The sequence below is a fragment of the Pseudomonas sp. TH15 genome, assembly GCF_016651105.1.
In the GTDB taxonomy this organism is placed as follows: Bacteria; Pseudomonadota; Gammaproteobacteria; order Pseudomonadales; family Pseudomonadaceae; genus Aquipseudomonas.
The window spans coordinates 141,654-167,557 of record NZ_JAEKEL010000002.1 but is presented as its reverse complement, the minus strand read 5'-3'; the positions used below and the strand labels follow the sequence as shown (position 1 = coordinate 167,557).

Annotated in this window: 21 protein-coding genes and 2 pseudogenes; 16 read left to right on the top strand and 7 right to left on the bottom strand. The window is 49.4% G+C overall.

What is annotated here, in order from left to right:
• Positions 1–55: 55 nt before the first annotated feature.
• From JFT87_RS24515 to JFT87_RS24485, 7 genes are all read left to right on the top strand, one after another.
• Positions 56–889 (top strand): ABC transporter permease, encoded by an 834-nt coding sequence (locus JFT87_RS24515; protein ID WP_446739747.1) that lies wholly within the window; start codon positions 56–58, stop codon positions 887–889.
• Positions 879–2,255, top strand: a complete 1,377-nt coding sequence (locus JFT87_RS24510; RefSeq protein WP_201205593.1) for an ABC transporter ATP-binding protein — start codon at positions 879–881, stop codon at positions 2,253–2,255. Before JFT87_RS24515 ends, JFT87_RS24510 begins: the two co-directional genes overlap by 11 nt.
• Position 2,256: 1 nt before the next feature.
• Positions 2,257–3,534: an FkbM family methyltransferase gene (locus tag JFT87_RS24505; RefSeq protein WP_201205591.1), complete on the top strand. Its 1,278-nt coding sequence runs from the start codon at positions 2,257–2,259 to the stop codon at positions 3,532–3,534.
• Between the two features lie 14 nt (positions 3,535–3,548).
• Positions 3,549–4,745, top strand: a complete 1,197-nt coding sequence (locus tag JFT87_RS24500) for a glycosyltransferase (RefSeq protein WP_201205589.1) — start codon at positions 3,549–3,551, stop codon at positions 4,743–4,745.
• Positions 4,746–4,749: 4 nt separating this feature from the next.
• Positions 4,750–5,937 carry a glycosyl transferase gene (locus JFT87_RS24495; RefSeq protein ID WP_201205587.1) on the top strand — a complete coding sequence of 396 codons (1,188 nt, stop codon included), beginning with the start codon at positions 4,750–4,752 and terminating at the stop codon, positions 5,935–5,937.
• A gap of 98 nt (positions 5,938–6,035) precedes the next feature.
• On the top strand, positions 6,036–7,004 hold the full coding sequence (locus JFT87_RS24490) for a UDP-glucose 4-epimerase family protein (protein ID WP_201205585.1): 969 nt from the start codon (positions 6,036–6,038) through the stop codon (positions 7,002–7,004).
• Complete coding sequence (locus JFT87_RS24485) at positions 7,001–8,032, top strand: MraY family glycosyltransferase (protein ID WP_201205583.1); 1,032 nt, start codon at positions 7,001–7,003, stop codon at positions 8,030–8,032. The genes JFT87_RS24490 and JFT87_RS24485 overlap by 4 nt, the downstream gene beginning before the upstream one ends.
• Positions 8,033–8,098: 66 nt before the next feature.
• Here JFT87_RS24485 and JFT87_RS24480 read toward each other — a convergent pair whose 3' ends face one another.
• From JFT87_RS24480 to JFT87_RS24470, 3 genes are all read right to left on the bottom strand, one after another.
• Positions 8,099–9,544 (bottom strand): hypothetical protein, encoded by a 1,446-nt coding sequence (locus JFT87_RS24480; protein ID WP_201205581.1) that lies wholly within the window; start codon positions 9,542–9,544, stop codon positions 8,099–8,101.
• A gap of 74 nt (positions 9,545–9,618) precedes the next feature.
• Entirely contained in the window at positions 9,619–9,957 is a 339-nt protein-coding gene (locus JFT87_RS24475; RefSeq protein ID WP_201205579.1) for an EamA family transporter, read from the bottom strand.
• Complete coding sequence (locus tag JFT87_RS24470) at positions 9,957–10,961, bottom strand: glycosyltransferase (RefSeq protein ID WP_201205577.1); 1,005 nt, start codon at positions 10,959–10,961, stop codon at positions 9,957–9,959. The genes JFT87_RS24475 and JFT87_RS24470 overlap by 1 nt, the downstream gene beginning before the upstream one ends.
• Before the next feature lie 315 nt (positions 10,962–11,276).
• Here JFT87_RS24470 and JFT87_RS24465 point away from each other — a divergent pair, with 315 nt between their 5' ends.
• The 5 genes and pseudogenes from JFT87_RS24465 to JFT87_RS24445 all read left to right on the top strand — a co-directional run bounded on the left by JFT87_RS24465 (position 11,277) and on the right by JFT87_RS24445 (position 15,809).
• Complete coding sequence (locus JFT87_RS24465) at positions 11,277–12,332, top strand: DegT/DnrJ/EryC1/StrS family aminotransferase (protein ID WP_242487343.1); 1,056 nt, start codon at positions 11,277–11,279, stop codon at positions 12,330–12,332.
• 50 nt (positions 12,333–12,382) lie between these two features.
• Positions 12,383–13,326, top strand: a pseudogene (locus tag JFT87_RS24460) (glycosyltransferase family 2 protein).
• Positions 13,319–14,184 (top strand): annotated as a pseudogene (locus JFT87_RS24455) (WxcM-like domain-containing protein); the annotation flags it as partial. The pseudogenes JFT87_RS24460 and JFT87_RS24455, both read left to right, overlap by 8 nt.
• Positions 14,185–14,253: 69 nt before the next feature.
• Positions 14,254–14,649, top strand: a complete 396-nt coding sequence (locus tag JFT87_RS24450; RefSeq protein ID WP_446739746.1) for a GtrA family protein — start codon at positions 14,254–14,256, stop codon at positions 14,647–14,649.
• A 56-nt stretch (positions 14,650–14,705) separates the two neighbouring features.
• Positions 14,706–15,809, top strand: coding sequence for an acyltransferase family protein (locus tag JFT87_RS24445; RefSeq protein ID WP_201205575.1), 1,104 nt, complete (start codon positions 14,706–14,708; stop codon positions 15,807–15,809).
• A gap of 95 nt (positions 15,810–15,904) precedes the next feature.
• On the opposite strand, the gene JFT87_RS24440 is transcribed toward JFT87_RS24445, so the two are convergent.
• Positions 15,905–18,064 carry a glucosyltransferase domain-containing protein gene (locus JFT87_RS24440; RefSeq protein WP_201205573.1) on the bottom strand — a complete coding sequence of 720 codons (2,160 nt, stop codon included), beginning with the start codon at positions 18,062–18,064 and terminating at the stop codon, positions 15,905–15,907.
• 438 nt (positions 18,065–18,502) lie between these two features.
• Between JFT87_RS24440 and JFT87_RS24435 the strand changes: the two genes are divergently transcribed.
• The 4 genes from JFT87_RS24435 (at position 18,503) to fabF (ending at position 23,258) form a co-directional block, all read left to right on the top strand.
• Positions 18,503–20,497, top strand: a complete 1,995-nt coding sequence (locus JFT87_RS24435; RefSeq protein ID WP_201206741.1) for a polysaccharide biosynthesis protein — start codon at positions 18,503–18,505, stop codon at positions 20,495–20,497.
• Positions 20,498–20,608: 111 nt separating this feature from the next.
• Positions 20,609–20,944 (top strand): ComEA family DNA-binding protein, encoded by a 336-nt coding sequence (locus JFT87_RS24430; protein WP_201205570.1) that lies wholly within the window; start codon positions 20,609–20,611, stop codon positions 20,942–20,944.
• 213 nt (positions 20,945–21,157) lie between these two features.
• The gene (locus JFT87_RS24425; RefSeq protein ID WP_201205569.1) at positions 21,158–21,952 is read left to right on the top strand and encodes an SDR family NAD(P)-dependent oxidoreductase; all 795 of its coding nucleotides are present in this window, start codon (positions 21,158–21,160) and stop codon (positions 21,950–21,952) included.
• Positions 21,953–21,983: 31 nt separating this feature from the next.
• Entirely contained in the window at positions 21,984–23,258 is a 1,275-nt protein-coding gene (fabF, locus tag JFT87_RS24420) for a beta-ketoacyl-ACP synthase II (RefSeq protein WP_201205566.1), read from the top strand.
• Here fabF and JFT87_RS24415 read toward each other — a convergent pair.
• The 3 genes from JFT87_RS24415 to eat form a co-directional block, all read right to left on the bottom strand.
• Positions 23,255–23,812 carry a TetR/AcrR family transcriptional regulator gene (locus JFT87_RS24415; RefSeq protein WP_201205563.1) on the bottom strand — a complete coding sequence of 186 codons (558 nt, stop codon included), beginning with the start codon at positions 23,810–23,812 and terminating at the stop codon, positions 23,255–23,257. The genes fabF and JFT87_RS24415 overlap by 4 nt on opposite strands.
• A 137-nt stretch (positions 23,813–23,949) precedes the next feature.
• Positions 23,950–24,117 (bottom strand): DUF2897 family protein, encoded by a 168-nt coding sequence (locus JFT87_RS24410; RefSeq protein ID WP_123406749.1) that lies wholly within the window; start codon positions 24,115–24,117, stop codon positions 23,950–23,952.
• Positions 24,118–24,338: 221 nt separating this feature from the next.
• Positions 24,339–25,703 carry an ethanolamine permease gene (eat, locus tag JFT87_RS24405; protein WP_201205561.1) on the bottom strand — a complete coding sequence of 455 codons (1,365 nt, stop codon included), beginning with the start codon at positions 25,701–25,703 and terminating at the stop codon, positions 24,339–24,341.
• Positions 25,704–25,904: the final 201 nt, after the last annotated feature.

Sequence of the window (25,904 nt, the reverse complement as noted above, 5' to 3'; positions counted from 1 at the left end):
AATATGTTAGGTGTTTAGTGGAAAAGGGTGGGCTATGACTCAAGTAAACGTCGGAGTGAATCCTCATTCGGCTCATTCGATATCGCCTCTTTTGTTTCTGCTGGGTTTCTGGAGAAACAAACAGATTATTTACCAGATGACACGGCGTGAAGTGGCGAGCAGGTATAAGGGCTCTGCACTTGGATTGCTGTGGTCGCTGTTTAATCCAATACTGATGCTCGTGGTGTATACTTTCGTTTTCTCCGAGATCTTCAAGGCTCGTTGGGGAGGGGCAGGTGGCGACGATAGTAAAACGCAGTTTGCGGTGGTTTTATTTGTCGGGATTATTGTCTTAAACCTATTTTGTGAAGTGATTAACAGGGCGCCAGGTCTAATTGTTTCGAACGCAAACTTCGTAAAAAAGGTGGTGTTTCCTGTCGAAACGCTATCATTGGTCACTGTTTTAGCAGCGCTTTTCAATAGCGCCATTAATTTGACGGTATTACTGGTAGCTCTTGTGGTTTTTAACGGAGCCATTCCCTGGACTGCACTTTTGATTCCATTGGTAATACTTCCCTTGGTGTTGCTGATCGTAGGGTTATCTTGGTTTCTTGCATCGCTTGGCGTTTTTATCCGAGATGTGGGTCAAACTATCAATATCATTACCACAGTACTAATGTTTTTGTCCCCGGTGTTCTATCCGCTGGACGCGGTTCCTGAACGGTTTCGCTCAATCATACTGCTCAATCCACTGACATTCATAATCGAACAATCCCGAGCGGTATTGATTTGGGGTGATTTGCCAAACTGGAGTGGGCTTCTGATATATAGCGGTGCATCTCTGGTGATTGCCTATATGGGTTACATCTGGTTTCAAAAAACCAGAAAGGGGTTTGCAGATGTCCTCTAACGAGTTTGCAATTCGCGTAACTGATATCAGCAAGTTCTATGAGGTTTACTCAAGCCCTAGAGACAGGCTGAAGCAGTTCTTTTTTCCGTTTTTTCGTAAGTTTTTCGGGCGTCTAGAAAGACAGTACTACAAACAATTTTGGGCGCTCAATAATGTTTCCTTCGAAATCAAGAAAGGGGAGACGGTTGGCATTATTGGGAGGAATGGTGCGGGCAAATCTACTTTACTTCAGATCATATGCGGAACACTTCATCCGTCTGCCGGATCGATAGAAACTAACGGACGTATTGCAGCACTGCTTGAACTGGGCTCTGGATTTAATCCCGAGTTTTCAGGTAGGGAAAACGTATTTCTCAATGCCGCTGTCTTGGGGCTGACTCGTAAAGAAGCAGAGGCTCGGTTCGATGATATCGTTGCATTCTCCGAGATTGCTGACTTTATTGACCAGCCTGTAAAGACCTACTCAAGTGGTATGTATGTCCGTCTTGCGTTTTCCGTAATTGCACACGTTGACGCAGATATATTGATAGTGGATGAGGCGCTGGCGGTCGGAGATGTCTTCTTCCAGCAAAAGTGCATGCGTTTCCTTCGAGCGCATCAGGAAAAAGGCGGTACGGTTGTATTTGTAAGCCACGACACCAGTGCGGTTGTAAATTTGTGCGAGCGCGGCGTACTTCTTACAAAGAATGGTCCGCCAATTGTAGATGCGACAGATGTCATCTGCCGAACTTACATAAAAGATTTATATGCTGACAGGGATATACACGCCATCGCGGAATCAGATGGTGTCGAGCATCCGGTATTGCATTCTACGGACGGAAAGCAGGAGCAGTATAGCGCGAATGAACTGCCAGATAATCCAATCAGGGCTTCGCCTTTCAGGGACGAAGCTGAATCATTTGGGAACGATGGTATTAGAATTCTAAATGCTTGGTTTGAAAATGAAGTGGGTGATCGGATTAGTAATCTGGTTGGTGGGGACTCTGTAAGATTTACCCTTCTCGCCAAGGCTACCAAATACATCAATAATCCAGCGTTTGGGATCATGATCAAAGACCGCTTGGGCCAATATGTATTTGCAGAGGGCACGGATTTAGCGTTTCGAAACACGGGATTGCGTGTTCGACCTAACGAAGAAGTCAGGGTCCACTTTTCTTTCAGGATGCCGATTCTCATACAAGGCGATTATTCCATAAATATTGCCGTTGCCGATGGTATTGGCGATGATCATGTGCAACATCACTGGTTAAACGATGCGATGGCTCTGCACAGTTTGAATAGCAGGCTTGTACATGGTATTAGTGGGTTGCAGGATCTGAATATGAATATAGTTGTAAGTTCGGTCGCCGGTGCGGAGTTGAGTTGAAATGATTGCCACTAAATATGGGAAGATGAATGTTATAGCGGCAGACAGAGTGGTGTCCAACTCTCTCTCGTTATACGGCGAATGGGCCGGTGACGAACTGGTTTTTCTGAATAAGCTTATAAAGCCAGGTATGAATGTGCTCGATGTAGGTGCATTCATCGGAACTCACACGCTGGCGTTTTCTAAGTTCGTAGGTGAAAACGGTGGAGTCTATTCTTTCGAGCCGCGTCGAGAAATTCACCAGGTTTTATCATCCAACATTCAGTTGAATGATTTAAAGAATGTCCACGTGTTCAACATGGGGTTGGCAGAAGCCTCGGGCACCATCGCGCTCGAATCTATAGATATCACCGCGTCGGTTAACTTTGGGGGACTGTCGATAAATGATGTCGTGCCAAAGGAAATCAACAGTGTCTATGAAGTTGATATTTCCACAGTGGATTCACTTGATGTTCCCTCGATAGACTTCATAAAACTTGATGTCGAGGGCATGGAGAGGCTGGTCCTTGAGGGCGCCCGAAATGTGGTTTCAAAAGATCGCCCATTGATTTTTTGTGAGTGTAACTCCCTCGCATCAGGTTATGAAATTTTTGAGTTTTGTAACGGTGTGAGTTATACGGTTTTTGCGATATTGTCCGACGCCTACAATCCGGAAAACTTCAATGGTGTTGCTGAAAATATCTTCGGTGATGCTAAAGAGGTTTCTCTATTGTTGGCACCCGCTGCAAAGATTGAAGCGCTTGAGCGTGCAGATTTGTTTGAGAGCTTGATTCAGATAAACAACCTGGAGGATTTTGTTCTTCCAATGCTGCATAAGCCACAGTACGCGCACGAGGTTCTGGCTTATACAGATTCAGCGAAAAAGCTTGGCTTATATTTTCCCTCCCCTAAGAATGACCGGGAGCGGGCCAGACAAAAAAATGAGTATGAATCTATACTCAGAGAAAAAGAACGAAGAATTGATATTCTCGAGTTCAATGCTGTGCAGTCAGAACAAAAGATAGTTGCGATGGCGGCGGATGCCGAATCAAAGCAGCAAGTGATATATTCTTTGCATAGCGATATTTATTCTTTGCATAGCGATATTCAGGCGCTAGTCTCCTCCACTTCGTGGCGAGTTACTGCGCCTGTGCGGTTTGCCATGAAGTATTTTTATAAGCTTAAAAAATTCTTCCGACGATCTCCGCATATTATAGAAAATATCCGGGACTCAAGGGTGTATCGAAACTCTTTAGTACTGTCCGCAAAGATTTGGGTGAAGGTGGCGTGCCTGCTGTAAAAAACAGGTTGAGAATGTTTCGTCAAACGATGACATCTCCAGTGCAGGTTAACAACTCGGTGGCCAAGGTTAATGCTGTTGAAATTGATAAGCTTAGGTCTGAGCTTACGAGCGCTGATCTTATAATCGACACGATTATTTTTGACCACAATGGAGGCGGTGGGTCGAACGCTTATACCTCTGAACTGATTGCCGTAATGCTTGCGGAAAACAAACCGTCTCTGAGAGTTTATTGCTGGGATGCAGATTGGTATGTTCAGCTCAGGACCGAATCGGAGTCTGATGCCAAGGTCTACTCGACCTCAAGCCTCGAAGAGCTGTTTGCGTGTCTGGCTGCTTCCGGTGCCAAAAATATTGTTGTCAATTCGTTTTATGGATACAAATTCATAGAACAATCTATTGATCATGTTATTGATCTCAAGATTTGCTTGGGAGCCTCTCTCGATTTTAAAGTGCATGACTTCCACGCATTGTGCCCTTCGCCCCATCTTTCAGACAGTGAACAAAAATATTGTGGTGTACCGGTTGATCACAATGCCTGCATGAAATGCCTGCCTAAGAACCTCAGTTGGTATCACACATGGTTGAGCGAAAGCGACAGGGCTGTAGATATCGATGTATGGCGTTCTCCTTTTCAAAGGTTGTTTGATGTATGTGATGTGATTACATGCTTCGACGCTTCATCGATCGACATATTGCTCTTGGACTTCGTTATTCCTGAAGATAAGTTCCACGTCGTTCCGCATCAGGCAAAGTATTTGGTGTCTTCCAGGAAGGTTGCCATTCCGGAGAAGTTGAGTGTTGGTGTTATTGGCACGCTTTCTCATATCAAGGGTGGGGATTCGGTCAGTGCGCTATGCTCATATATAGACAATCAAGCGCTAGGGGTGCCGGTAGTCGTCATTGGAGAGAGCTATACTCCACTGCCTGATAGTGCAATCGTCTATGGTCGTTACTCCCCCGTTGAGCTGCCATCGATCATTGAAGCCACTGGCGTTAGCGTAGTGCTGATGGCTTCCATTGTCCCGGAGACGTTCAGTTACACAATTTCAGAAGCAATAGAGATGGGGATGCCTATTGTCGCCTTTGACATAGGTGCTCAGGGACGACGGGTCAAGGAATATCGAATGGGTAAGGTCGTGCCGGTCGGTGCTGCCCCCGAAGAGATTCTGGCCGCTATCCAATCTATCCATAAAGCTGCAAAGGAATAAAATTATGTTGGTCTATACCTCTATTACCAAAAGCTACCTGCCTAAGGCCAGAGTGCTCGCAAAGTCGGTGAAAAAGTTTCACCCGGACTGGACTTTTGTGTTGCTCTACTCCGATGATTTGCCAGCGGGATTCAACTTGGTTGAGGAGCCATTCGATGAAGTTCTCACGATTGAAGATCTCGGCATCCCCGATTGGAAACAGTGGGCGTTTGGTCACACCGTAGTTGAGCTTTGTACTGCGGTCAAAGGGACGGCGGCAGAGGTATTGGCCCAGCGGCCGGGTGTCGACAAGGTTATGTACCTCGATCCGGATATCAAGGTTTTCAACTCGTTGAATCTCCTCGCAGAGTTGTTGGATCAGCAGGAGATTTTGTTGACACCTCATCTGCTGGATAAAGAGTCGGATGTCGCCTCGATTTGCGATAATGAACTCTCTGCATTGAAGCATGGAGTCTACAATCTTGGATTCTTCGCTGCCCGCACGACTGGTCAAGGACTCGAATTTATCCAATGGTGGGCGAACCGTTTACGTTTGTTCTGCCGTGATGATATCCCTGCGGGTATCTTTACTGATCAGCGCTGGTGCGATCTGGCTCCGGCGTTCTTCAGTGGCTTGCATATCGTTAGGGACCGGGGATGCAACGTCGCTACCTGGAACATAGCCCATCGGCCACTCAGTAAAGATAACGTGGGCAATTTCCTTGTAGCCGGCGTACCTCTACGCTTCTATCATTTTACCGGCTATGACAGCGGAGCCGGATTTGGAATGCTTGCGCGCTATGCATCCAGCCAAGAGGTTGCTCAGGAGCTATGGGACATTTACGCGCGGGATATCAAGGCAGAAGGTCAAGGTGACCAGAAACTGAAGGGTTGGTATCTTGGCCAATTTGACAACGGTGAGCCTATTCCTGCAAAAGCTCGTCGTCTGTACCAGCAGCGCGTAGATGTGCAGAAGGCATTTCCGCTTCCCTACGGTACCCAGGAACCATGCTATTTCAGTTGGTGGAAAGCTGAAACCAACAGCGGCGCTTCTCAACCGGTAGACAGTGGCGTTCCTAAACAAAGCATCGCTTCACTAATAGGACAAAGCCTGGCGTCGCCTAAAGTCGGCGTTCAGCATTTTAAAACCGTTGTGAGAGTAATCAAACGCGACGGCGTAAGCGGTTTTATTAAAAAGTTAATGGCTCGATAAAACTTGCTTGCTCGCAGTAGGTTCTAATTTACTTGGACCTGCTGCGGGAGCGGCTTGGACTGCAAGTCTTAATTATTTGTAGTTGGTATGAAATTTCCATGAAACGAACCAAAATACTAGTGACAGGTGCGTCAGGGTTTGTTGGTTCGGCATTGATGAACCGTTTAGCGATGTCACCGTGTTACGAAACTATTGTTGCGGTCCGGCATAGTTTTGAAGCTCCGGCCGGTGTCACCGTTCGTGAAATTCAGAGTTTAAGTAAAGACTGCGACTATAAGGATGTGCTGAGCGGGGTTGATATCCTTGTGCATTGCGCTGCAAGAGTTCATGTAATGAATGAACTGGCGGTTGATCCTTTGGCAGAGTTTCGTTCTGTGAATGTCGAGGGAACCCTGGCGCTGGCACGACAGGCCGCGGCTAGTGGAACAAAGCGTTTCATATTTTTAAGCTCGATAAAGGTCAATGGAGAGGCTACTAAAGCCGCACATCCATTTACTACAGATGATAAACCTGCTCCTTCAGATCCCTACGCCGTTTCAAAATTTGAAGCGGAAGTAGAGCTGCGCAAGATTGCTGAAATTACTGGGATGGAGCTTGTCATTGTACGGCCTCCATTGATTTACGGGCCGGGAGTGAAAGCAAATTTTCACGCCATGATGCGTTGGTTGAATCGTGGAGTGGTGCTCCCATTCGGAAGAGTCTCTAATAAACGTAGTTTTGTTGCTGTGGCCAATCTGGTTGATCTTTTATGTGTCTGCCTGGAACACCCCAATGCGAGCAATGAAACATTTCTGGTGAGTGACGGGAGAGACTTGTCAACTACGGAGTTACTTCGCTTGATGGCGGAGGCGCTAGGAAAGCCGGCCCGATTGATTCCAGTTCCAGTGAGTTTGATGAAGGTGATAGCAGGCCTGGTAAAGCGCAGTGGCGTTGCGTCTCGGTTATTTGATTCTCTCCAGGTTGATATCAGCAAGGCTGAGAAGTTATTAGGCTGGGAACCTCCTTTCAGCATTGAAGATGCAATGAAGTCTACGGCGCAGTATTTTCAAAAGGAAAGTTTATCATGAGGGTGGGGTGGCTGATTTTTTCTGTATTTGTACTGTCATTTATCCTGACCGCGGCATTGCGTAAGTATGCTTTGAATAAGAGTTTGATGGATATTCCCAATCAGCGAAGTTCCCATTCTGTTCCCACGCCCCGTGGTGGAGGTGTGGCAATAGTTATTTCGTTCTTGTTTGCATACGCGACGTTATTCTGGGTTGGGAGTTTGCCGCTCGGTACAGTGTTGGCGGGGATTGGCGGGGGAGGTGTTGTAGCGATTATCGGATTTATGGATGATCATGGCCATATTGCTGCTAGATGGCGGTTACTAGGACATGCTGCAGCGGCTATTTGGATTCTGCTTTTTATGGGGGGTATGGCGCCGATCACTATATTTGATGCAACTATCGACCTTGGTTGGTTAGGACAAGTGTTGGCAGTCTTCTATTTGGTATGGATGCTGAACTTATATAACTTCATGGATGGTATCGACGGAATTGCTAGTGTTGAGGCAGTTATCGTTTGCTTGGGTGCTTGTTTGTTGTATTGGCTTGGAGGTGTCGAAAGCCAGGTAGCGTGGGTGCCGCTTATGCTTGCAGCAGCGGTCGGTGGGTTTCTTTGTTGGAATGCCCCTCCAGCCAAGATATTCATGGGGGATGCGGGGAGTGGTTTTCTAGGGATAACCCTTGGGCTGCTGTCACTGCAATCCACGTGGATTGGACCCAGCTTTATATGGATGTGGGTCATCCTTTTAGGTGTCTTTATAGTTGATGCCACTTTTACACTATTTCGGCGCTTGATTCGTGGCGAGAAAGTATATGAAGCTCACCGAAGCCATGCCTATCAGTTCGCTTCGCGACGCTTTGGAAGTCATATGCCGGTCACGGTGGGTGTGGCGTTAATCAACGTATTCTGGTTATTTCCGATAGCTTATTTGGTCGTGTCGAACGTTATTGCTGGCATGACTGGAGTGCTGATTGCTTATACACCGTTATTGCTCTTGGCACTGTTCTTCAGGGCGGGAACATCGGAAAATCAAGAGCAATCTAAATAGGAAGAAAGTTGGAAGCAGTTCATGGGTTTGCCAAAAGCAGCTTTTGCTGCTTTTGGTGTTTTTGTTCTACTGGTTTGATCGTTGTTCAGTCGACTTTACTCGTCCGAATACAACGATCAGACACATAATCGACACTAAAGGAATAGCGCCGAAAAGATACCTGAAATCTGATGCTATCGTTGTAGGTAGGAATGAAGCATACATCAGGCCTGCTGCGATAAATATCAGGGCTCCTATGAACTTGGCGTGTCCGACGTACCTTGCTTTGCAACCCGCCAAGGAAACCAGCACCATTAGTCCCAGCCAGAAGGCGTGTCTGTAAATCGGCCAGTCGAAAAAGGTGGAGGCGATTCTGTAAAGCAGATGGCTTCGCTGATTCACACCTATTTCCAGTGATACTGCTTTCAGGTATTGCGGATTACCATCGACTCCAATATGTACAGGGAGTGTTCCCTCAATACCTTTCAGGCCAAGCAGCGTGGCGTAGGACTGCAGGCGATGATGGATATAAGCTTCCGGGTTTTGTAGAAGCATGGCTTTCCACGCGGTTTTGAGCGTGTCGGGCGTTAACGTCAGCCATGCGCTTGATACCGGATTGCGATCGAGAAAGTCCACTCTGCTAGGGCTGTATACCGAGCGGATCGCGTTGCGTTGATCATCACTAATTGGAAAAGCAAATTCTGAACTGGTTTTCCCCGAGTAATTAACGATGCCGGCAAGGTCAAACTTCATAATGCTGTTGTAGCCGACAGATTCAAAGTTTTGGTTCGGGCTATGAATGCTCAGTTTGACCAGGCTTTGCAAACCTACAGTAATTAAACCAAAAGTGATTACCAGCGACAGTACGGTTATAGCTCTATTTTTTTGAAAGTAATTGCAGAGTGCAATGGCAGGAATAATGAGCAGCACGGGAACCATGAAAATCCCTTGTTGCCGCGTGAGGTAGGCCATTGAAAGAAAGAAAAGGCAGAGAATAGTGCATGGCAGTCTGAATCGCAGTGTCCCACCTGTGGCGGCCAAACCTGCCGCGCACGCCCCGGCTAGAAATGATCCGAAAAGGACATCCTTCCAGATGATACCGGTATAAATGAAAAGGATTGGGTTGATAATCAAGCATACAGAAGCTATTACTTGCCACGCTTGAATTCGCAATGTTCCATCAGTGCGTTTAAGGTTCGTCAGGACAATGATGACTGTTGCCATTGAACCGTATAGCAATACGGCGTTGATGATCACAATAATGGATGTTGACTCAGCTCCTCCGCCGAACCAGCGTAAAAGCGCTGACATAAAAGGCGGATTGAAGCTGGCAAGTTCTCCTGTTGCCGCTTCGTATAGCTGGACACTGGTGTCCATCGATATTTGCCCTGGAACATGTATTGCTATAGCGCCGAGCGAGGAAAAAATAGAAAGGGCAATCACGCAGTATATAAAAACCGTCGCATCGATCGTGAACCAACGCCTCCAGGAGTGTCCTGTCTCGGGCTTCAATTCTTTAGGGGCAACAGACATAATAAAATCCTTCGGATGCTCTCAAGGCAGTGATTCTCAATAATTTTTTGTAAAGCGTGCTGTGAGTAAGCGCTTCACGTTTTAAGAGCAACTGCGATGCCGGAAACGATCAAAGCAACTCCGATGAAGTATTGAAGCTGGAATCTTTCTCCCAAGAAGAAATGGCTGCCAATAGGAACAAGCACAAAGGCAAGCGCCATTAGAGGATACGCTTTCCCAAGCTCGATTTTTTGCAGAACCCAGATCCACGCAATGGTGGTGATTCCATAGAGCGCCAAAGCCCAGAAAATAATGAATATTGTACTGGGGTCAAAGAAACTACCCGTCCTCTGCAGTGAGGCTGCACTCAGTTTGAAGAGTATCTGGCCCGTTGCGATGCCGACTACACAGAGAATTGCTATAAAATAAATCATCAATTATTTTCGCTTTTTGCAAGTGTAGCGGCATTGGCGCCTTTCTTGTTCAGGTGAAATGCACGTCTCGGGGTGGAAGCGATATCGTGCCCGAGAAAAGCCAGGATAAATTGGATGCCGACAATAATTGGCAGCGCAGATAACATGACTGTGCCGGCTGGCGTGGGAATACCTGAGTTTATCGAGTCAATCCAATGACTCAAGCCGAATATTCCTCCCCCGGCCAACATAATGACCCCCATGGGAAGCTCCAGAGATGCCACCGACATGTTTCGTAGGTAGTAGCTGTAGAAAATTCGCTTTCCAAAATTTCTGATATGCTTGAGTAGAAACTCACCGACAATTTTCGATATTTTTAAGTTACTGACTTCGTCGCCGTACTTGGCGTCCATAGGGATATCTATCACTACTGCGCGGAGTATGTTCAGACGAAACAGTATGTCAGTTTCAAAAAAATAGCGTTTACTGATTTTGTCAAATGGTAAGTGTCGGGCTGCGTCCCGGTGAATTGCAGTGTAGCCATTAGTGGGATCAAACAGTTCCCAGTAACCGGAGGAAAACTTGGTCATGAAAGATAGTACAGCATTGCCAAATAGACGCATTTTAGGCATTGCACGTATTTCTTCCAGATCGAAGAATCTATTGCCCTTGGTATAATCAGCCTCACCAGACAGGATAGGGTCGGTGAAATGGGTTATTAAGGATGGATCCATCTGTCCGTCGCCATCGATTTTAACCATTACGTCCATACCATCGGCGATGGCGGCTCGATAGCCAGTCATCATTGCACCGCCAACACCCTGATTTTCAGGATTTCTAAGCACTCGAACGCGAGGGTCGGAACAGTTTGCTTCGACAAACTTACCAGACTCAACGGGGCAGCAGTCGTCAATTACATAGATAGTATCAACTTCAGGGCCAATAGCCGAAATGACCCCGAGAATATGTTCTTTGACTTTATAGCTGGGAATTAAAACAGCGATTTTTTTGTCTGCTGTAATCACTTTATATCCGGAGAATTGATAGTTTTTGATGAGGTTTGTATTAACTAATGTCGTTTATTGTACCTTATTTTTATCATTTACCAAGTATTCCGGGCCGTCCGCCCGTCATGAGATGTGATCCGGAGCTTTCTCACGATGATTCTTGAAGAAGTGAAGGCGCCCCAACACTGTTTGCAGAGGACATTTTGTGGCATTATGCAAGCCTTATGCCCTTACGTTAACAGTCGTGCCGCGATGCCCTTGAGACATTCCCTTCGCGACATCGCTTTCGTGCGCCGCATACCTATTCTCGGTAGCCAAAAAACTGGATGAATCATGGACGCAAATCACCAAATCTCGTTGTTCTCAGCAGTTGCGGCCAATGCCGGGCTTGATTTTGCCGAGCCGATTATGCGGGTCATTAATCGGCATTGGTACATTCTCGGAGAGGAAGTGAAGGCCTTTGAGCGTGAGTTTGCCGATTACGTTGGGACCGATCACTGTGTTTCGGTAGCGAATGGATCGGAAGCTCTTGAGATAGCGTTGCTGGCGCTGGGAGTCGAGCCAGGTGATCGTGTTGTCACTGTTGCCAACGCAGGTTTCTACAGCAGTACCGCCATTCATGCTGTCGGTGCGATACCTGTTTATGTGGATGTCGACGACGTTACCCTAACGATGTGCCCGGTTTCGCTCGAAAAAGCCCTGAACGTTGATGCTAAGGTGGTAATCGTCACCCATCTCTATGGGCAGTTGAGCGATGTTCAGACTCTGGCTTCCATCGCGCGCTCGAGGAATGCCCTTGTGCTTGAGGACTGTGCTCAAGCCCATGGCGCGAGATCTGCTGACGGGATGGCGGGTGCTTTTGGGGACGCAGCATGCTTTAGCTTTTATCCGACAAAAAATCTTGGCGCGTTGGGTGATGGTGGTGCGATTGTTACCTCGTCTTACGATCTGGCGCAAAAATTATCCACGCTGCGACAGTATGGATGGTCGACCAAGTATCATGTAACGACTCCTGGCGGTCGCAACAGTCGATTAGATGAGATGCAGGCCGCGATACTTCGTTTGAAACTCCCTAAGCTCGATGGTTGGAATGCTGAACGGCGTTCGATTGCCCAGCGGTATTGCAATTCATTTTTAGGTCTGCCTGTAAAGCTACCTTGTAGTACCGGGGTTGATTTCGTTAGTCACCTGTTCGTTTTGCGAGTAGCCAAGCGTGATTCGTTCATCGCTTATCTCAAACAACATGGTGTCGCCACGGATGTTCATTATCCTGTCCCTGATCATCGGCAGCACGCTTATAAGTATGAGGCAGAATGTGACTTGCCCGTCACTGAGAAGACTTGTACTGAAGTTGTTTCCTTGCCTTGCTACTCCAGGCTTGACTTCTGAAGAAGTCGAGAGAGTAATCAATACTGTTAAGAAATTCTTCGAGCAGGAAAATTAATGTGCTATCGCTGATTATTCCTGTCTATCGAAACGAGGAATCGATTCCTTTTCTGCTGGATGCAATCGAAGATATTCGCTCAAAATTACTGGACTCACTTGAGGTTGTCTTTGTTGTTGATGGCAGCCCTGACAAATCATATGAGTTGCTACAAAGTCTTCTAGCCAGTCACGATTTTCGTTCGCAACTGATACTGCTATCTAAGAATTTCGGCTCTTTTATGGCCATCAGGACCGGGCTGCAACATGCCAAGGGATGTCGATTCGCCGTAATGGCTGCAGATTTGCAGGAGCCGCCAAGCCTTGTCTTAAGTATGAATCAGATGCTAAAAGAGGAGTCTGTAGACGTTGTTGTAGGGGTTCGTGAGAGCCGTCAGGATCCTTTTTTTCGAAGTTGGCTTCAAAGGTTTTTTGGGGACTTTACAAGCGTTATGTCATCCCCGAAATGCCGGCGGGTGGTGTTGATATGTTTGGCTGCAATCTCGATTTCAGAAATAATCTGCTGAAGCTCGATGAACGACATAGTTCTTTGGTGGCTCAGATATTCTGGCTGGGTTTTCGGCGAAAAGTTGTCTATTACAGTCGAGTTGCCAGGCAGCATGGAACATCAGCATGGACCTTCAGGAAGAAAGTTAACTATCTGATGGATAGTGTATTTTCATTTACAGATTTGCCAATACGACTGCTTATTCGAATAGGCGCTACGGGCTCAGTACTATCTGCACTATACGGTGTCAGTGTATTGATTGCGCGTATGGGCGGCCTTATTGATGTTCCGGGTTACGCCATGACCCTGTTTACAATAACTTTGCTTGGCAGTTTAAATTTGCTCGGATTGGGGATCATTGGCTCGTACGCTTGGCGAACCTACGAGAATACGAAAGGTCGGCCATTGGCGATTCCTATGAAGATTTCGGAGTTTGGAGTTCGAGATGAGTAGTTCTGTTGAGTTTTTTGTTCATGAGCGAGCAATCTGTGAGAGCTCTAAAGTAGGTCATGGTACAAGGATATGGGCATTCGCCCATGTTTTACCGGGAGCGTCCATCGGTAACGACTGCAATGTTTGCGATAATGTTTTCATCGAAAATGATGTACACATCGGGTCTCGCGTCACTCTGAAATGTGGGGTTCAGGTCTGGGATGGCATTACGATCGAAGATGATGTTTTTGTCGGTCCTAATGTGACGTTTACAAACGATATATTCCCTCGCAGCAAAGTATATCCTCAGGAGTTTGCAAGAACATTGATCAAGAGCGGTGCCTCGCTGGGAGCGAACTCAACCATCTTGCCAGGTATTACCATCGGGAAGTCAGCAATGGTTGGTGCCGGAGCCGTGGTCACTCGTTCTGTGCCTCCCAATGCGATCGTGGTAGGTAACCCGGCCAAGATTATCGGCTATGTGGATGCCAAGCCAAATGATGGTCAGCATGTCGAAGGCCCTGCTCTTGTTGGTACATCTGAGGTATATCCATGTGGTGTAACGCTACATCGCATGCTGGAAGCCGTTGATATCCGCGGTGGGCTGTCGGTGGGTGAATTCGAACGCGATGTCCCATTTGCGGTGAAGCGATACTTTCTGGTGACAAACGTACCTACAGCGGAAACCAGAGGGGAGCACGCCCATCGTAAATGCGAGCAGTTCTTGATTGCCGTGAAGGGAAGTGTTCATGTCGTGGCTGACAATGGGGTTCAGCGGCAGGAATTCTTGCTCGACTCGCATTCGCTTGGACTTTACCTGCCAGCGATGACGTGGGGGTTCAATACAAGTATTCAGCAGATGCGGTTTTGTTGGTTTTTGCATCTCATTATTATGATTCAGAGGATTATATCCGGAACTACGATCAGTTTCTTTTAGAAAAAAACAAGATGTTGATGATTAACATGTTATTCGAAAAGCTGATGAAGTACAGCGCTTTCAGATTTCTGCTAAGTGGCGGTTTGAATACAGGGGTGACATACGGATTATACCTCGTATTGCTGCTGGTGGTTCCCTATTCATGGAGCTATACCATCAGCTATTTGTGCGGAATAATTTTCGCATTTTTTTTGGGTAGGTTTCTCGTGTTTAAGAGTGATAGGGGGCTTAAGTCTGTTCTTTATCTCCCGCTCGTTTATGTAGCGCAGTATTTGTTTGGGATGGTTGTGCTTTGGGTTCTCGTTGCTAAGTTTGCGTTTTATCCAGAGTTTGCGCCATTGGTAGTCGTGGTGTTGTCTCTTCCGCTTACTTATGCTCTTAGTCATTGGGTATTTGTTGGGCGATAATAAAGTGTCCGATGGGTATTGTAAAAGCAACTAATAATATGGTGCTGGAGCTATAAATGCAGGATATACCGATGCCCGAGTCAATGAAGGGAAGAATCGTTTTTTTAGACTACATGAGAGTTTTCGCTTTTGTGAGCGTCTTGATTGGGCATAAGTTTTTTGAAGGCGTGATTGCTCTTGCATCTAATCCGGAAAATCATATTGCACTCAGGCGTCTTGGAGAATTGTTGATTCCGCTGTGCGAGGGTGGAGCCGCGGGCGTTGTTGTATTCTTTATGACGTCGGGGTATATCATCACTCATGTGCTTCAGTCCGAGGTGCCTGCGGACTTTTTGATAAAGCGATTTTTTCGAATCTATCCACTGTACGTATTTGCAGTAATTGCAGAGCAGTTTTTCGGCTTGGCAGTCTATGGTACGCCGTTACCTGAACTTCATGTCATGCTGCCACGAATACTATTGCTTGGTGATTTTTTTGGCACTCCTTACAGCCTGGCAGGTGTTGAGTGGACTTTACGTATTGAAGTCCTATTTTATGTTTTGATGTGCTTTTTAAAAATGGCAGGTGCATTTCGCGGGCAGAAAATTCTTCCTGTTATTTATCTTGCCCTCGGAGTGATGCTTTATTATTTGCCCGCGTTTCCTACAGGCTACGGTTGGAGTGATGGTTATTTAAGTCTGTATACATCGTTTCTCTTCATGGGTTCGAGCATTTATCTGGCGCAAAGCAGGAAAATTGGTGTATTGGCATGTTTGCTGGTTTGTGGCGCTCTGTTTTTTATGTTTGTTGATTTGATTACTCAGCTTCATCCGAACTGGAAAGAAAATAACTATGCTTTTATATCAATTCTGATATTTGTATTTGCATTATTATTTCGTGATCGCCTGGTCGATAGCTCTTTGCTACGCTTGTTGTCCAATTTGACATACTCCGTATATCTTTTTCATAACTGGTTGTGGGCTTATATATTGCTTCCTGTTGAAAAGCTAGGATTTGATGGGGGTTCGGCAAAATTAATCACTGCTATAATCTTGCTGCTCGTTTGTTACGGTTTGTTCGAGACGGTGGAGAAGTTTGGACTCGAACTTGGGCGTCGGGCCCTAAAGTTAAAGCGCAAGTATTTTCCCATTGAGCGGCTAAGTACTTTGCCAGGTAGATAGCCCGCTCTCTACGTAAAGTCTACGGGCGGCCTAGCCTGCGCCCTTCAGGGTGCAGGCTTTTTATTTATTCAAAAAAGCTATGACTGCCATGTTGTTCAACTGCTTTTATAGTATTTGGCATGGATAGGGTCGGGAGTCTTGCTGAGCTTTATATAATATATCCCGTTCTTGAATTGGACCGAGTCTTTCGCTGGCCAAATTGGCATGTCTTCAAATTGCGGCGTCAACGAGATTCTGGACTCCATGTCCAGTTCTTCAACATTATTGAAACCGATTAACTGCATATAGGTAACCATTCTATTCAGGTTTCCGTCATCCCAATCAAAGAATGAAGCGCTCATGGTTGAAGTGAGCGGTGCTGGATAATGGCTTTTGAAGGGGAGGCGGCCGTAGATATCAAGTGTCGCTACGGTGTCTCTGTCGAAATCGGGGTTCAATTGAGCGATTCTTGAATAGATCGCCTCTGCTGTCAGCCGGTCATGGGTTGTCGCCATAATCGTGCTTGCGGAATATTGTCCGTTGACCGATACCATTTGGAAAAGCAGGATCAGTGTGACCGCTACTCCGATACCTCGCAGAATACCTTTCTTTTGCAGGATAACTACGACCGCAATCCAGATGACCAGAGAAACGCCCAGCATTGATCGCAAAGGCAGATACACGGCACCTGTTACAAAGTGAAGCAGAAATGGAGCAACCAACAGTGCGGATATGCAAGCTGCAATCCAGATCGTTGATTTAACTGTTTTCTGATGTATCAGGAAGAAGATGGCAAGTCCCAGGGCAGCAGCTGACCCGAGATAAGTAACGCCATAGCTTTCACCTGATCCCGTGTAAATTTTCCACATTTCATTCAGTACAGCTTTACTGATTCCAGCGGGGTCAGCAAGGAGGTCATCGATTCGCAGGAAACTGTTTATGTATGCCCCGTTTGAAGGGAGAAAAGATTGCGCAAATTTGTTGATGATCACATAGATGATGAGGCCCATAATCAGTGCCACTATCAAGTACATTATTCTTTTCAGTGGAATGCTTCTACGAACCAAGGCAGTGGATTGTTTGTTCTGAAATTCAAAAATTACGGCGCCAATTGCGGCGACGAGATAAAACATCACCAACGATTGATATGCGCCAATAGCAATAGCGATAAAGCCGCTTGCCCCCAGCAGTGGGATGATTTTTTTGGCGCCAACGCGATCGTGGGCTCCTATCTTCATGGTGATGTACGTTGCAATCGAAAGGCTAAGAATTCCTAAGCCTGTGGAAGGCGTATTGGAATAGAACTCTGCAATGAACCACCAGATCGGATGGGCAATCAAAACACCGTACGCAAGCGCAGTAGTCCAGGAAAAGCGCAACTGGTAGGCGCGAAGGATGAACATGTATGATGCGGCGAGGCAGACGTAGAAGAACAGGTTGGGAACAAAAGGCATCACCGGTTGGGTGAAGATAAATTTTTCTACGATAAATGCTGTCCAGCGTCCATCTGCAATCCAGATAGAGGGATCCGTCCGGAACGCACCTGCTTCGTCATCAATAGACAGAAAGAAGTTAACGATGGGAACAATGTTTAGAAATATTCCTATGCCGAGTAGTTTGGTGAATTCCTGCAGAGAGAATTGCTCGTTCGCAAGATGCGTTCTTATCTTTCTGATAAATAGATGATCACGCTGTGCAAACTCCATAATGGATTTGTGCGAAGTTGTCCAGATGGCAATCAGCAGGGCTAGAATCGCCGACACAAAAAACGTCGTAATCGTTCGCAGTTTCTCTATGACTAAACTGTTGATATGGATATGTATCTGCGGGTCCGTTGCACCCTTTGGAACGATATAGTGAATCCGACTTTTTTCTCTGACAGTTTCCTCGACTTCTGCGAACGGAATAACGTTTTCAAAACTAACGTTGGTTCGGTAGCCCATAAAGCTGAGGCGAATTGACTTGATGTCAAAAGTACCGGATTTTTCCAGTGGGTCCCAGCGAAGATTGCTGTAATCGTAAGAAGGCAGCGGAAAGTCAAATGACTGTGTTGATTTGTTGAACTTCACGACGGAAGAATTGCTTTCGCTGAATGCTTCGCCATGCTGATAAAATAACTGGGATTGGTCAGCTGGGTACACTCCAGTGTGTATTGACAGCGTTGGCGTAGAAAGTGAAGTCTTGAGTAAAAGCCAAGCAATGGCAGGTGTAAGAATGCAAGCAAAGAGTATTATCTTTGCGATGATCTTCAGTTTTATTCTGGACGCTATCTGCATCGCTTTTGCTCACTTTTCAATGCGGTAGTTGTTTTCGGTTGTTGGTCGATAATCGCTTTTTTGAATGTTGCTGTGCCACTGGAGAAGTTTTTCTATGGCGATGCCGAATGAGTCAATCCTGAAAGCTTTTTAAATGTACAGTTTTAGAGTTTCGAGGAAATTTGTGTGGCATCAATGCGATGGATTCTGAAAGGCCGTTCCATTGGTCTCGACGGATGCGTGATATGCATTTTGGCTGCGGAGTATACCTTGGTGATCGAGGCGGAGCACCTGCCTGGCCCTTTAACGTGCAGCTGTCTGGCGAGGGCGTGGGGTGCAGAGATAGATTTCGTCAGGCGGGGATGAGCTCTACTATTTTGTGTAACCGTGATCGCTACCTACGTACAATGCGATTCATCAGACCTAATGAAGGAGGAGGCCAGATTGGTACAGGAACGTATGGATAGATTGCGGAGCAAATTGCTGGCTCTTCCACGGCGCCAGAAACGGTTGATACAGGTATTGACTGACGTCGTTCTCGTTTGGGTCGCGCTCTGGCTCGCTTTCATCGTGCGCTTGGGCATTGACGAAATGGTCAATCCCCTCCGGGTCCATCTCTGGTTGTTTGTCTGTGCCCCGGTTATCGCCGTTCCGCTTTTTATCCGCTTTGGGATGTACAGGGCGGTCATGCGCTATTTCGGCAACGACGCGCTTGTGGTCATCATTAAGGCAGTCAGTCTGTCATCTCTCATTCTGGCATTGGTCGTCTACTGGTACAGCAATCACGAAGCGGTTGTGCCGCGCTCGATCATTTTCAATTACTGGTGGCTCAGCCTTGTGATCATCGGTGGGCTACGACTGTGTATGCGCCAGTACTTCATGGGCGACTGGTTTTCGGCAACCCAGCATGTGCCTTTCACCAATCGCGATGATGGCCTGACCAAAGTGGCGATCTACGGAGCGGGAGTGGCGGGCAATCAGTTGGTCGCAGCCTTGCGCATGGGGCGTGTCATGCGTCCAGTGGCCTTTATTGATGACGATTCGAGTATTGCCGATCGGTCTATTTCCGGACTTCAGGTCTATAAGCCAAAGCATATTCAGCAGATGATCGACCTTACGGGGGCACAGGAGATTTTGCTGGCCTTGCCTTCTTCCACCCGTGCCCGACGCAGGGAGATACTCAATTTTCTGGAAGGTTTTCCGCTGCATGTGCGCAGTGTTCCCAACTTTACCGACCTGGCCAGCGGCCAGGTAAAGGTCGAAGACATTCAGGAAGTCGATATCGCCGACTTGTTGGGGCGTGACGCGGTGCCGGCTCAGCCGGATCTGCTGGAACGCTGCATCAAGGGTAAGACGGTGATGGTCACTGGGGCAGGGGGATCCATCGGTTCGGAACTCTGCCGACAGATATTTTCTTTGCAGCCGACCACGCTTTTGCTGTTCGAACACAGCGAATTCAATCTGTACAGCATCCTGTCGGAACTGGAGCAGCGTGGGTGCCGCGAATCCGTCCCGGTCCGATTGCTCCCGATCCTTGGGTCAATTCGCGATCCACACAAGTTGCTGGACGTGATGAAAACCTGGAACGTAGATACTGTTTATCACGCTGCCGCTTACAAGCATGTGCCGATGGTCGAGCACAATATTGCCGAAGGCGTGCTCAATAATGTCATCGGTACCCTCAATACGGCACAGGCTGCGCTGCAGGCCGGAGTCTCGAACTTCGTGCTCATCTCGACTGACAAGGCCGTGCGCCCGACCAATGTGATGGGCAGCACCAAGCGACTCGCCGAGCTGACGTTGCAGGCGCTGAGCCGGGAATTGGCTCCGGTGTTGTTCGGTGAAAAGAGGAATGTCTCCCGGGTCAACAAGACACGCTTCACGATGGTTCGATTTGGCAATGTTCTGGGGTCTTCGGGGTCTGTGATACCGCTGTTTCACAGTCAGATCAAGTCGGGCGGGCCGCTGACCGTTACTCACCCTAAAATCACCCGGTACTTCATGACTATCCCCGAGGCTGCGCAGCTGGTTATCCAGGCTGGCTCGATGGGGCGGGGCGGCGACGTATTTGTGCTGGATATGGGGGAGCCGGTTAAGATCGTCGAGCTGGCGGAGAAAATGATTCATCTGTCGGGGTTGAGTGTTCGCTCTGAGAAAAACGTTCACGGTGATATTGCTATCGAGTTCACCGGCTTGCGTCCTGGCGAAAAGCTTTTCGAGGAGTTGCTGATCGGCGATAACGTGTCTGCCACCCCTCATCCGATGATCATGAGCGCAAATGAAGACCATGTGCCATGGGACACTCTCAAGATTCGACTAACGGACTTGTTGGCTGCTGTGGAGGATGATGACTATTCCCGCGTTCGTCAGCTCCTGCGCGATACAGTTAGTGGCTATGCGCCAGATGGGGAGATCGTGGACTGGATTTATCAGCAGCGCCGCCTCGAGCCCTGATTGTTTCACATCCTGTAACGCACGCATTTTTGACTTGCGCCAGCCATGACCTACTTTTGAGAGGTAGCTTCGGAAAAGCTGCTTTCTCAAATGATGATGGAGCGTCACTTTATGCGTACCGGTTACTTCTACTCGCTGATTTTTGCCCTGTTCACCAGCGCCTCTATTTCGGCGGTTGCCGCGCCGGCTGCACCGACGGAAATGCCTAAGGCGCCGCTGGTGATGGAGGTGGCAGCCACTTCCTCGAAGGAAAAAATCGATCTCAACGACGCTGACGCGACGACCTTGCAGAAAGAGTTGTCCGGCGTTGGGGAGGCCAAGGCAAAAGCGATTGTTGCATATCGTGAAACAAACGGGCCGTTCGCATCAGTGGACGAATTGCTGGAAGTGAAGGGGATCGGCAAGGCGATCCTGGATCGTAATCGTGAAAAGCTCGAAGTGAACTAAGCTGTTTCGTTAAGCCATTAGGCCGGTCATTGACCGGCCTTTTTTGTTTCGGCAGTGCATATCGAGTCCGATTGGTTTTATACGCGTTCATCGGAGAGTAAAAAATTACGACTATCATATTAGCTTTGGATTATGCCTATAATAAATTGTCGCCGCTGATTCCTCTTTTTCCTCAGTGGCCTGTTCATCTCAAGCATTTTCAGGAGTACTGGCATGAATTCGGCAAAATCCCAAGGTACGGCTGTGGTCACCGGCGCATCATCCGGCATTGGTGCGATATACGCCGAGCGGCTTGCTGCGCGTGGTTTTAATCTACTGTTGGTCGCTCGTGATAAGGCCCGTCTGGAGAGCGCTGCGGCCAAGCTGCGCGATGCTCATGGGGTGCAGGTCGAAGTGCTCAAGGCAGACCTGACGCAAAAGGAAGAAGTGCTCAAACTCGAGCAACGCCTGCGCAGTGATTCCAGCATCAGCCTGTTGCTCAACAACGCCGGCGTCGCGGCCGATGGTTTGTTGGCCAACGCCGATATGGAGCAACTGGAGCGCCTGATTCAGCTCAACGTCACCACGGTTACACGATTGGCCTCGGCCGCAGCCGCCAGTTTTACCAAGGCTGGGCGAGGGACGATCATCAATATCGCGTCGGTAGTCGCCTTGTTCCCTGAGCGGTTCAACGCGACTTACAGCGCCAGCAAGGCGTATGTTCTGAGTCTGACTCAGTCATTGAACACTGAACTCAATGGCACCGGGGTCCAGGTTCAAGCGGTGTTGCCTGGGGTAACACGCACCGAAATCTGGGAGCGTTCCGGTATCGACGCCAGTGGCATACCGGCGGAAATGGTCATGGAAGCAGGGGAAATGGTCGACGCTGCTTTGGCTGGTCTGGACCAGGGTGAGTTGATCACCATCCCTTCTCTGCCTGATGCGGCTGACTGGCAGGCATTCATGGCCGCGCGCCACGTCCTGGCGCCGAACCTTTCACACCGTTCAGCAGCCCAACGCTACAAGTAATACAAGCCAATTGAGCAGAGGTAACCGGGGTATGGATCAGCGTCGAATAGTTGTCACGGGCATGGGTCTGGTTTCACCCTTGGGCAGTGATGTCGAAGTCGTCTGGCAGCGTTTGTTGGCCGGGCGTTCGGGAATACGTAACTTGCCGGAAGCGGTGATTGCTGATTTGCCGACGAAGGTTGGCGGTGCGGTGCCGACGTTGGAAGATGATGCCGAGGCGGGTTTCGATCCGGATCGTGCCACGCCGCCTAAAGAGCAGAAGAAGATGGACCGCTTCATTCTGTTTGCCATGGAGGCTGCCCGGCAGGCACTGGAGCAGGCAGGCTGGCATCCGTCAGAGAGCAAACACCAGGAACGTACAGCGACGATCATCGGCTCCGGTGTCGGCGGTTTCGGCGCGATTGCCGACGCCGTGCGGACTACCGACAGTCGCGGCCCTCGGCGTCTGTCACCGTTCACCATTCCGTCCTTTCTGGTCAATCTCGCGGCAGGACACGTGTCTATTCAGCACGGTCTCAAGGGACCTTTGGGCGCACCAGTGACGGCGTGCGCTGCTGGTGTTCAAGCGATTGGCGATGCGGCGCGATTGATTCGCGCCGGTGAGGCCGACATTGCCGTGTGCGGCGGGGCGGAAGCGGCGATTGATCGAGTCAGTCTCGCCGGATTTGCGGCTGCCCGGGCATTGTCCAGTGGCTACAACGAGACTCCCGAGCGCGCTTCACGTCCGTTCGACAGTGGACGCGACGGCTTTGTGATGGGCGAGGGCGCCGGTCTGCTAGTGATCGAATCCCTCGAACATGCACTGGCTCGTGGCGCGCAGCCACTGGCCGAACTGGTCGGCTATGGCACCAGTGCCGACGCCTATCACCTGACTGCCGGGCCCGAAGATGGTAGTGGAGCAAGGCGCGCGATGGAGCTGGCTCTGGCTCAGGCCGGTATCACGCCGGATCAGGTGCAACATCTCAATGCTCACGCCACTTCTACCCCGGTCGGTGATCTGGGGGAACTGGCGGCGATCAAAAGTGTGTTCGGTGAGGAGAACCAGATTGCGGTGACCTCGACCAAATCGGCCACCGGGCATTTGCTCGGTGCTGCCGGAGGCCTGGAAGCGATTTTCACGCTGTTGGCGATTCGTGATCAGATCGTGCCTGCGACACTTAACTTCGACAATCCGGATCCAGCGAGCAAAGGAGTGGACATTGTCCATGGCAAGGCGCGCCAGATACCGATCGAATATGCGTTATCCAACGGCTTCGGTTTTGGCGGGGTGAATGCCAGCGTGTTGTTCAAGCGCTGGCAGGACTAGTCCTCATCCTGTTTGAGATAAGTGCGTGTAACGTCGAGAATTCGCTGGGCCAATTGCGGATTTTCGACACTGCGTGCGAGCACCAGCGCGCCGACCAGGGTTGCCATGATGACGATGCTGCGGTCGGCGGCAGACTCACCACCCAAAGTGTTTTGCACTTGTTCCATACGAGCGTTGAGCACTGCGTCGGTGGTCGGACTTGGCTGGCCGCGCAAGCCGAGCTCTGAACACATGGTGGGCAGCGGACAACCTTCGTGTGGCGAGGTGTAGTGCCATTCGGACAGATAGCTGTCGATGAACGCCGCCAGCGGAAGCGCTTCAGAGAACAACATTGCACAGTGGGCATCGAGTTGCGATCCCGCCTCTTGCAGAGCTTTCTCTACCAACTCGTCCTTGGATTTGAAGTGTGAGTAAAAGCCGCCATGGGTAAGGCCCAGCGCTTTCATCAGCGGTTGCAAGCCAGTCGCACCGATACCGTCGCGGCGAAAGCGTGCTGATGCTTCCTTGATGATGCGTTGGTGGGTCTGGGCTTTATGGTCCTGCGAGTAACGCATCTTTATTCTCCACAACAATGCGCCATATTAACCAATGAATGTTGAATGGTGACTGTACTTCTACTTCTAAAAAGCATGCAGATAAGTCCAATGTCGCGATAAAACACAAACCCCGCCGATTAGGCGGGGTTTTTCGTTTAGCGGTCCTGCGCTTCCTTGGCATCCATTTCCGCATTGCGTTCGGCGACGCGTTTACGTTGCTCTTCGGTCATATCGACCTTGGTGGCGGTGTCGCGCAACATCATCAAACCACCAACGATCGAGCCGATTGCAACGACCAGAATCAACCAGGCATACCAGGGCATAGGGCTCTCCTTAAATGGCAGATCGACAGACGAGATTTTCGTCGTGCGATGCTGCTTACCACTTTTGAGCGAAGTGACTTCGCAGTGGTTCCATTCTAGGCCCGATATCCCTGCTGCACCCTAATTCCCTGTAGGAGCTGCCGCAGGCTGCGATCTTTTGATCTTGTTTCTAAAAAACAAAGTCAACAGATCGCAGCCTTCGGCAGCTCCTACATGAGCGGTTACTGGCCCGTGAGCATGGCGTCGGCCGGGGCGTTGGCGCGAAGTTGACCGGTGAGCATGAAGTACACGAATCCCACCGCCATGAAGCCGAGGAAGATCACCCCGATCAATGCGTTGAACCAGGCCATCGCCACCAGGCACACCACCGCCAGCACCAGCGCAATCATCGGCACCAGCGGATAGCACGGCGCGCGGAAAGTCCGTTCCAGGTTCGGCTCGGTTTTACGCAGTTTGAACAGGCTGAGCATGCTCATGATGTACATCACAATCGCGCCGAACACCGCGATGGTGATCATCGCCGCCGTCAGCGTCATGCCGCCGAGGTTGATCAAGCCGTCGCTGTAAATCGCTGCGATGCCGATCAGGCCGCCGGCAATAATCGCCCGGTGCGGGGTTTGGAAGCGTGACAGCTTGGCCAGGGATTTCGGCAAGTAACCGGCCCGAGCAAGGGCAAAGAACTGCCGCGAGTAGCCAAGAATGATCCCGTGGAAACTCGCCACCAAACCGAACAGACCAATCCACACCAGCATGTGCAACCAGCCGGAGCTTTCGCCAACCACCGCTTTCATCGCTTGCGGTAGCGGGTCGTTGATGTTCGACAGGGTGCGCCAGTCACCGACGCCACCGGCAAAGAACATCACGCCCATGGCCAGCAGCACCAGGGTCAGGATACCGCTGATGTAGGCTTTCGGAATCGTGCGTTTCGGGTCCTTGGCTTCTTCGGCCGCCATTGCCGCGCCTTCGATGGCCAGGAAAAACCAGATCGCAAACGGGATCGCCGCAAACATCCCGGCAATCGCCGGCATGCTGAACACATCGGAACCGGCCCAGCCGTTAAGGGCAAAGTTGCTGAAGCTGAACGCCGGGGCGACCACGCCCATAAACACCAGCAGTTCGGCCACGGCCAATACGCAGACCACCAGTTCGAACGTCGCCGCCAGTTTCACTCCGAGGATGTTCAGGCCCATAAACACGATGTAGGCGCCGACGGCTGCGTGTTTCGGATCAAGCGCTGGAAACTGCACATTCAGGTACGCGCCAATCGCCAAGGCGATCGCGGGCGGGGCGAAGACAAATTCGATCAGTGTCGCCATCCCGGCGATCAATCCGCCTTTCTCGCCAAAGGCGCGGCGGCTGTAGGCAAAGGGACCGCCGGCATGGGGAATCGCCGTGGTCAGTTCGGTGAAGCTGAAGATGAAGCAGGTGTACATGGTGGCGACCATAAAGGAAGTCACCAGAAAGCCCAATGTCCCGGCCACGCCCCAGCCGTAACTCCAGCCAAAGTACTCACCGGAAATCACCAGCCCGACGGCGATGCCCCACAAGTGCAGCGTGCCCAGCGTGGGTTTGAGTTGTGTGTTCATGCGTTGCTCCCTGAACGGTTTGGAAAGCTCGGGGGAGGGCTTTGCAGTGGGCGTGCCATTTTGTATTTGTGCGTCGTAAAGGGGTGAAAGCTGTCGTATCGGGGATGATCGCCGCGCGATGGCCTGTTTTTGTGCGCCAGTTGGGGGCGGTGTCGTCATTTATGCCGCCATCGCGAGCAAGCTCGCTCCCACAGTTGGAAT

Bases quoted from the DNA above. Each gene is read 5' to 3' on its own strand.
- JFT87_RS24510 (WP_201205593.1), top strand. From the start codon at position 879: ATGTCCTCTAACGAGTTTGCAATTCGCGTAACTGATATCAGCAAGTTC.
- JFT87_RS24505 (WP_201205591.1), top strand. From the start codon at position 2,257: ATGATTGCCACTAAATATGGGAAGATGAATGTTATAGCGGCAGACAGA.
- JFT87_RS24500 (WP_201205589.1), top strand. From the start codon at position 3,549: ATGTTTCGTCAAACGATGACATCTCCAGTGCAGGTTAACAACTCGGTG.
- JFT87_RS24495 (WP_201205587.1), top strand. From the start codon at position 4,750: ATGTTGGTCTATACCTCTATTACCAAAAGCTACCTGCCTAAGGCCAGA.
- JFT87_RS24490 (WP_201205585.1), top strand. From the start codon at position 6,036: ATGAAACGAACCAAAATACTAGTGACAGGTGCGTCAGGGTTTGTTGGT.
- JFT87_RS24485 (WP_201205583.1), top strand. From the start codon at position 7,001: ATGAGGGTGGGGTGGCTGATTTTTTCTGTATTTGTACTGTCATTTATC.
- JFT87_RS24480 (WP_201205581.1), bottom strand. From the start codon at position 9,544: ATGTCTGTTGCCCCTAAAGAATTGAAGCCCGAGACAGGACACTCCTGG.
- JFT87_RS24475 (WP_201205579.1), bottom strand. From the start codon at position 9,957: ATGATTTATTTTATAGCAATTCTCTGTGTAGTCGGCATCGCAACGGGC.
- JFT87_RS24465 (WP_242487343.1), top strand. From the start codon at position 11,277: ATGGACGCAAATCACCAAATCTCGTTGTTCTCAGCAGTTGCGGCCAAT.
- JFT87_RS24450 (WP_446739746.1), top strand. From the start codon at position 14,254: ATGTTGATGATTAACATGTTATTCGAAAAGCTGATGAAGTACAGCGCT.
- JFT87_RS24445 (WP_201205575.1), top strand. From the start codon at position 14,706: ATGCAGGATATACCGATGCCCGAGTCAATGAAGGGAAGAATCGTTTTT.
- JFT87_RS24440 (WP_201205573.1), bottom strand. From the start codon at position 18,064: ATGCAGATAGCGTCCAGAATAAAACTGAAGATCATCGCAAAGATAATA.
- JFT87_RS24435 (WP_201206741.1), top strand. From the start codon at position 18,503: ATGGATAGATTGCGGAGCAAATTGCTGGCTCTTCCACGGCGCCAGAAA.
- JFT87_RS24430 (WP_201205570.1), top strand. From the start codon at position 20,609: ATGCGTACCGGTTACTTCTACTCGCTGATTTTTGCCCTGTTCACCAGC.
- JFT87_RS24425 (WP_201205569.1), top strand. From the start codon at position 21,158: ATGAATTCGGCAAAATCCCAAGGTACGGCTGTGGTCACCGGCGCATCA.
- fabF (WP_201205566.1), top strand. From the start codon at position 21,984: ATGGATCAGCGTCGAATAGTTGTCACGGGCATGGGTCTGGTTTCACCC.
- JFT87_RS24415 (WP_201205563.1), bottom strand. From the start codon at position 23,812: ATGCGTTACTCGCAGGACCATAAAGCCCAGACCCACCAACGCATCATC.
- JFT87_RS24410 (WP_123406749.1), bottom strand. From the start codon at position 24,117: ATGCCCTGGTATGCCTGGTTGATTCTGGTCGTTGCAATCGGCTCGATC.
- eat (WP_201205561.1), bottom strand. From the start codon at position 25,703: ATGAACACACAACTCAAACCCACGCTGGGCACGCTGCACTTGTGGGGC.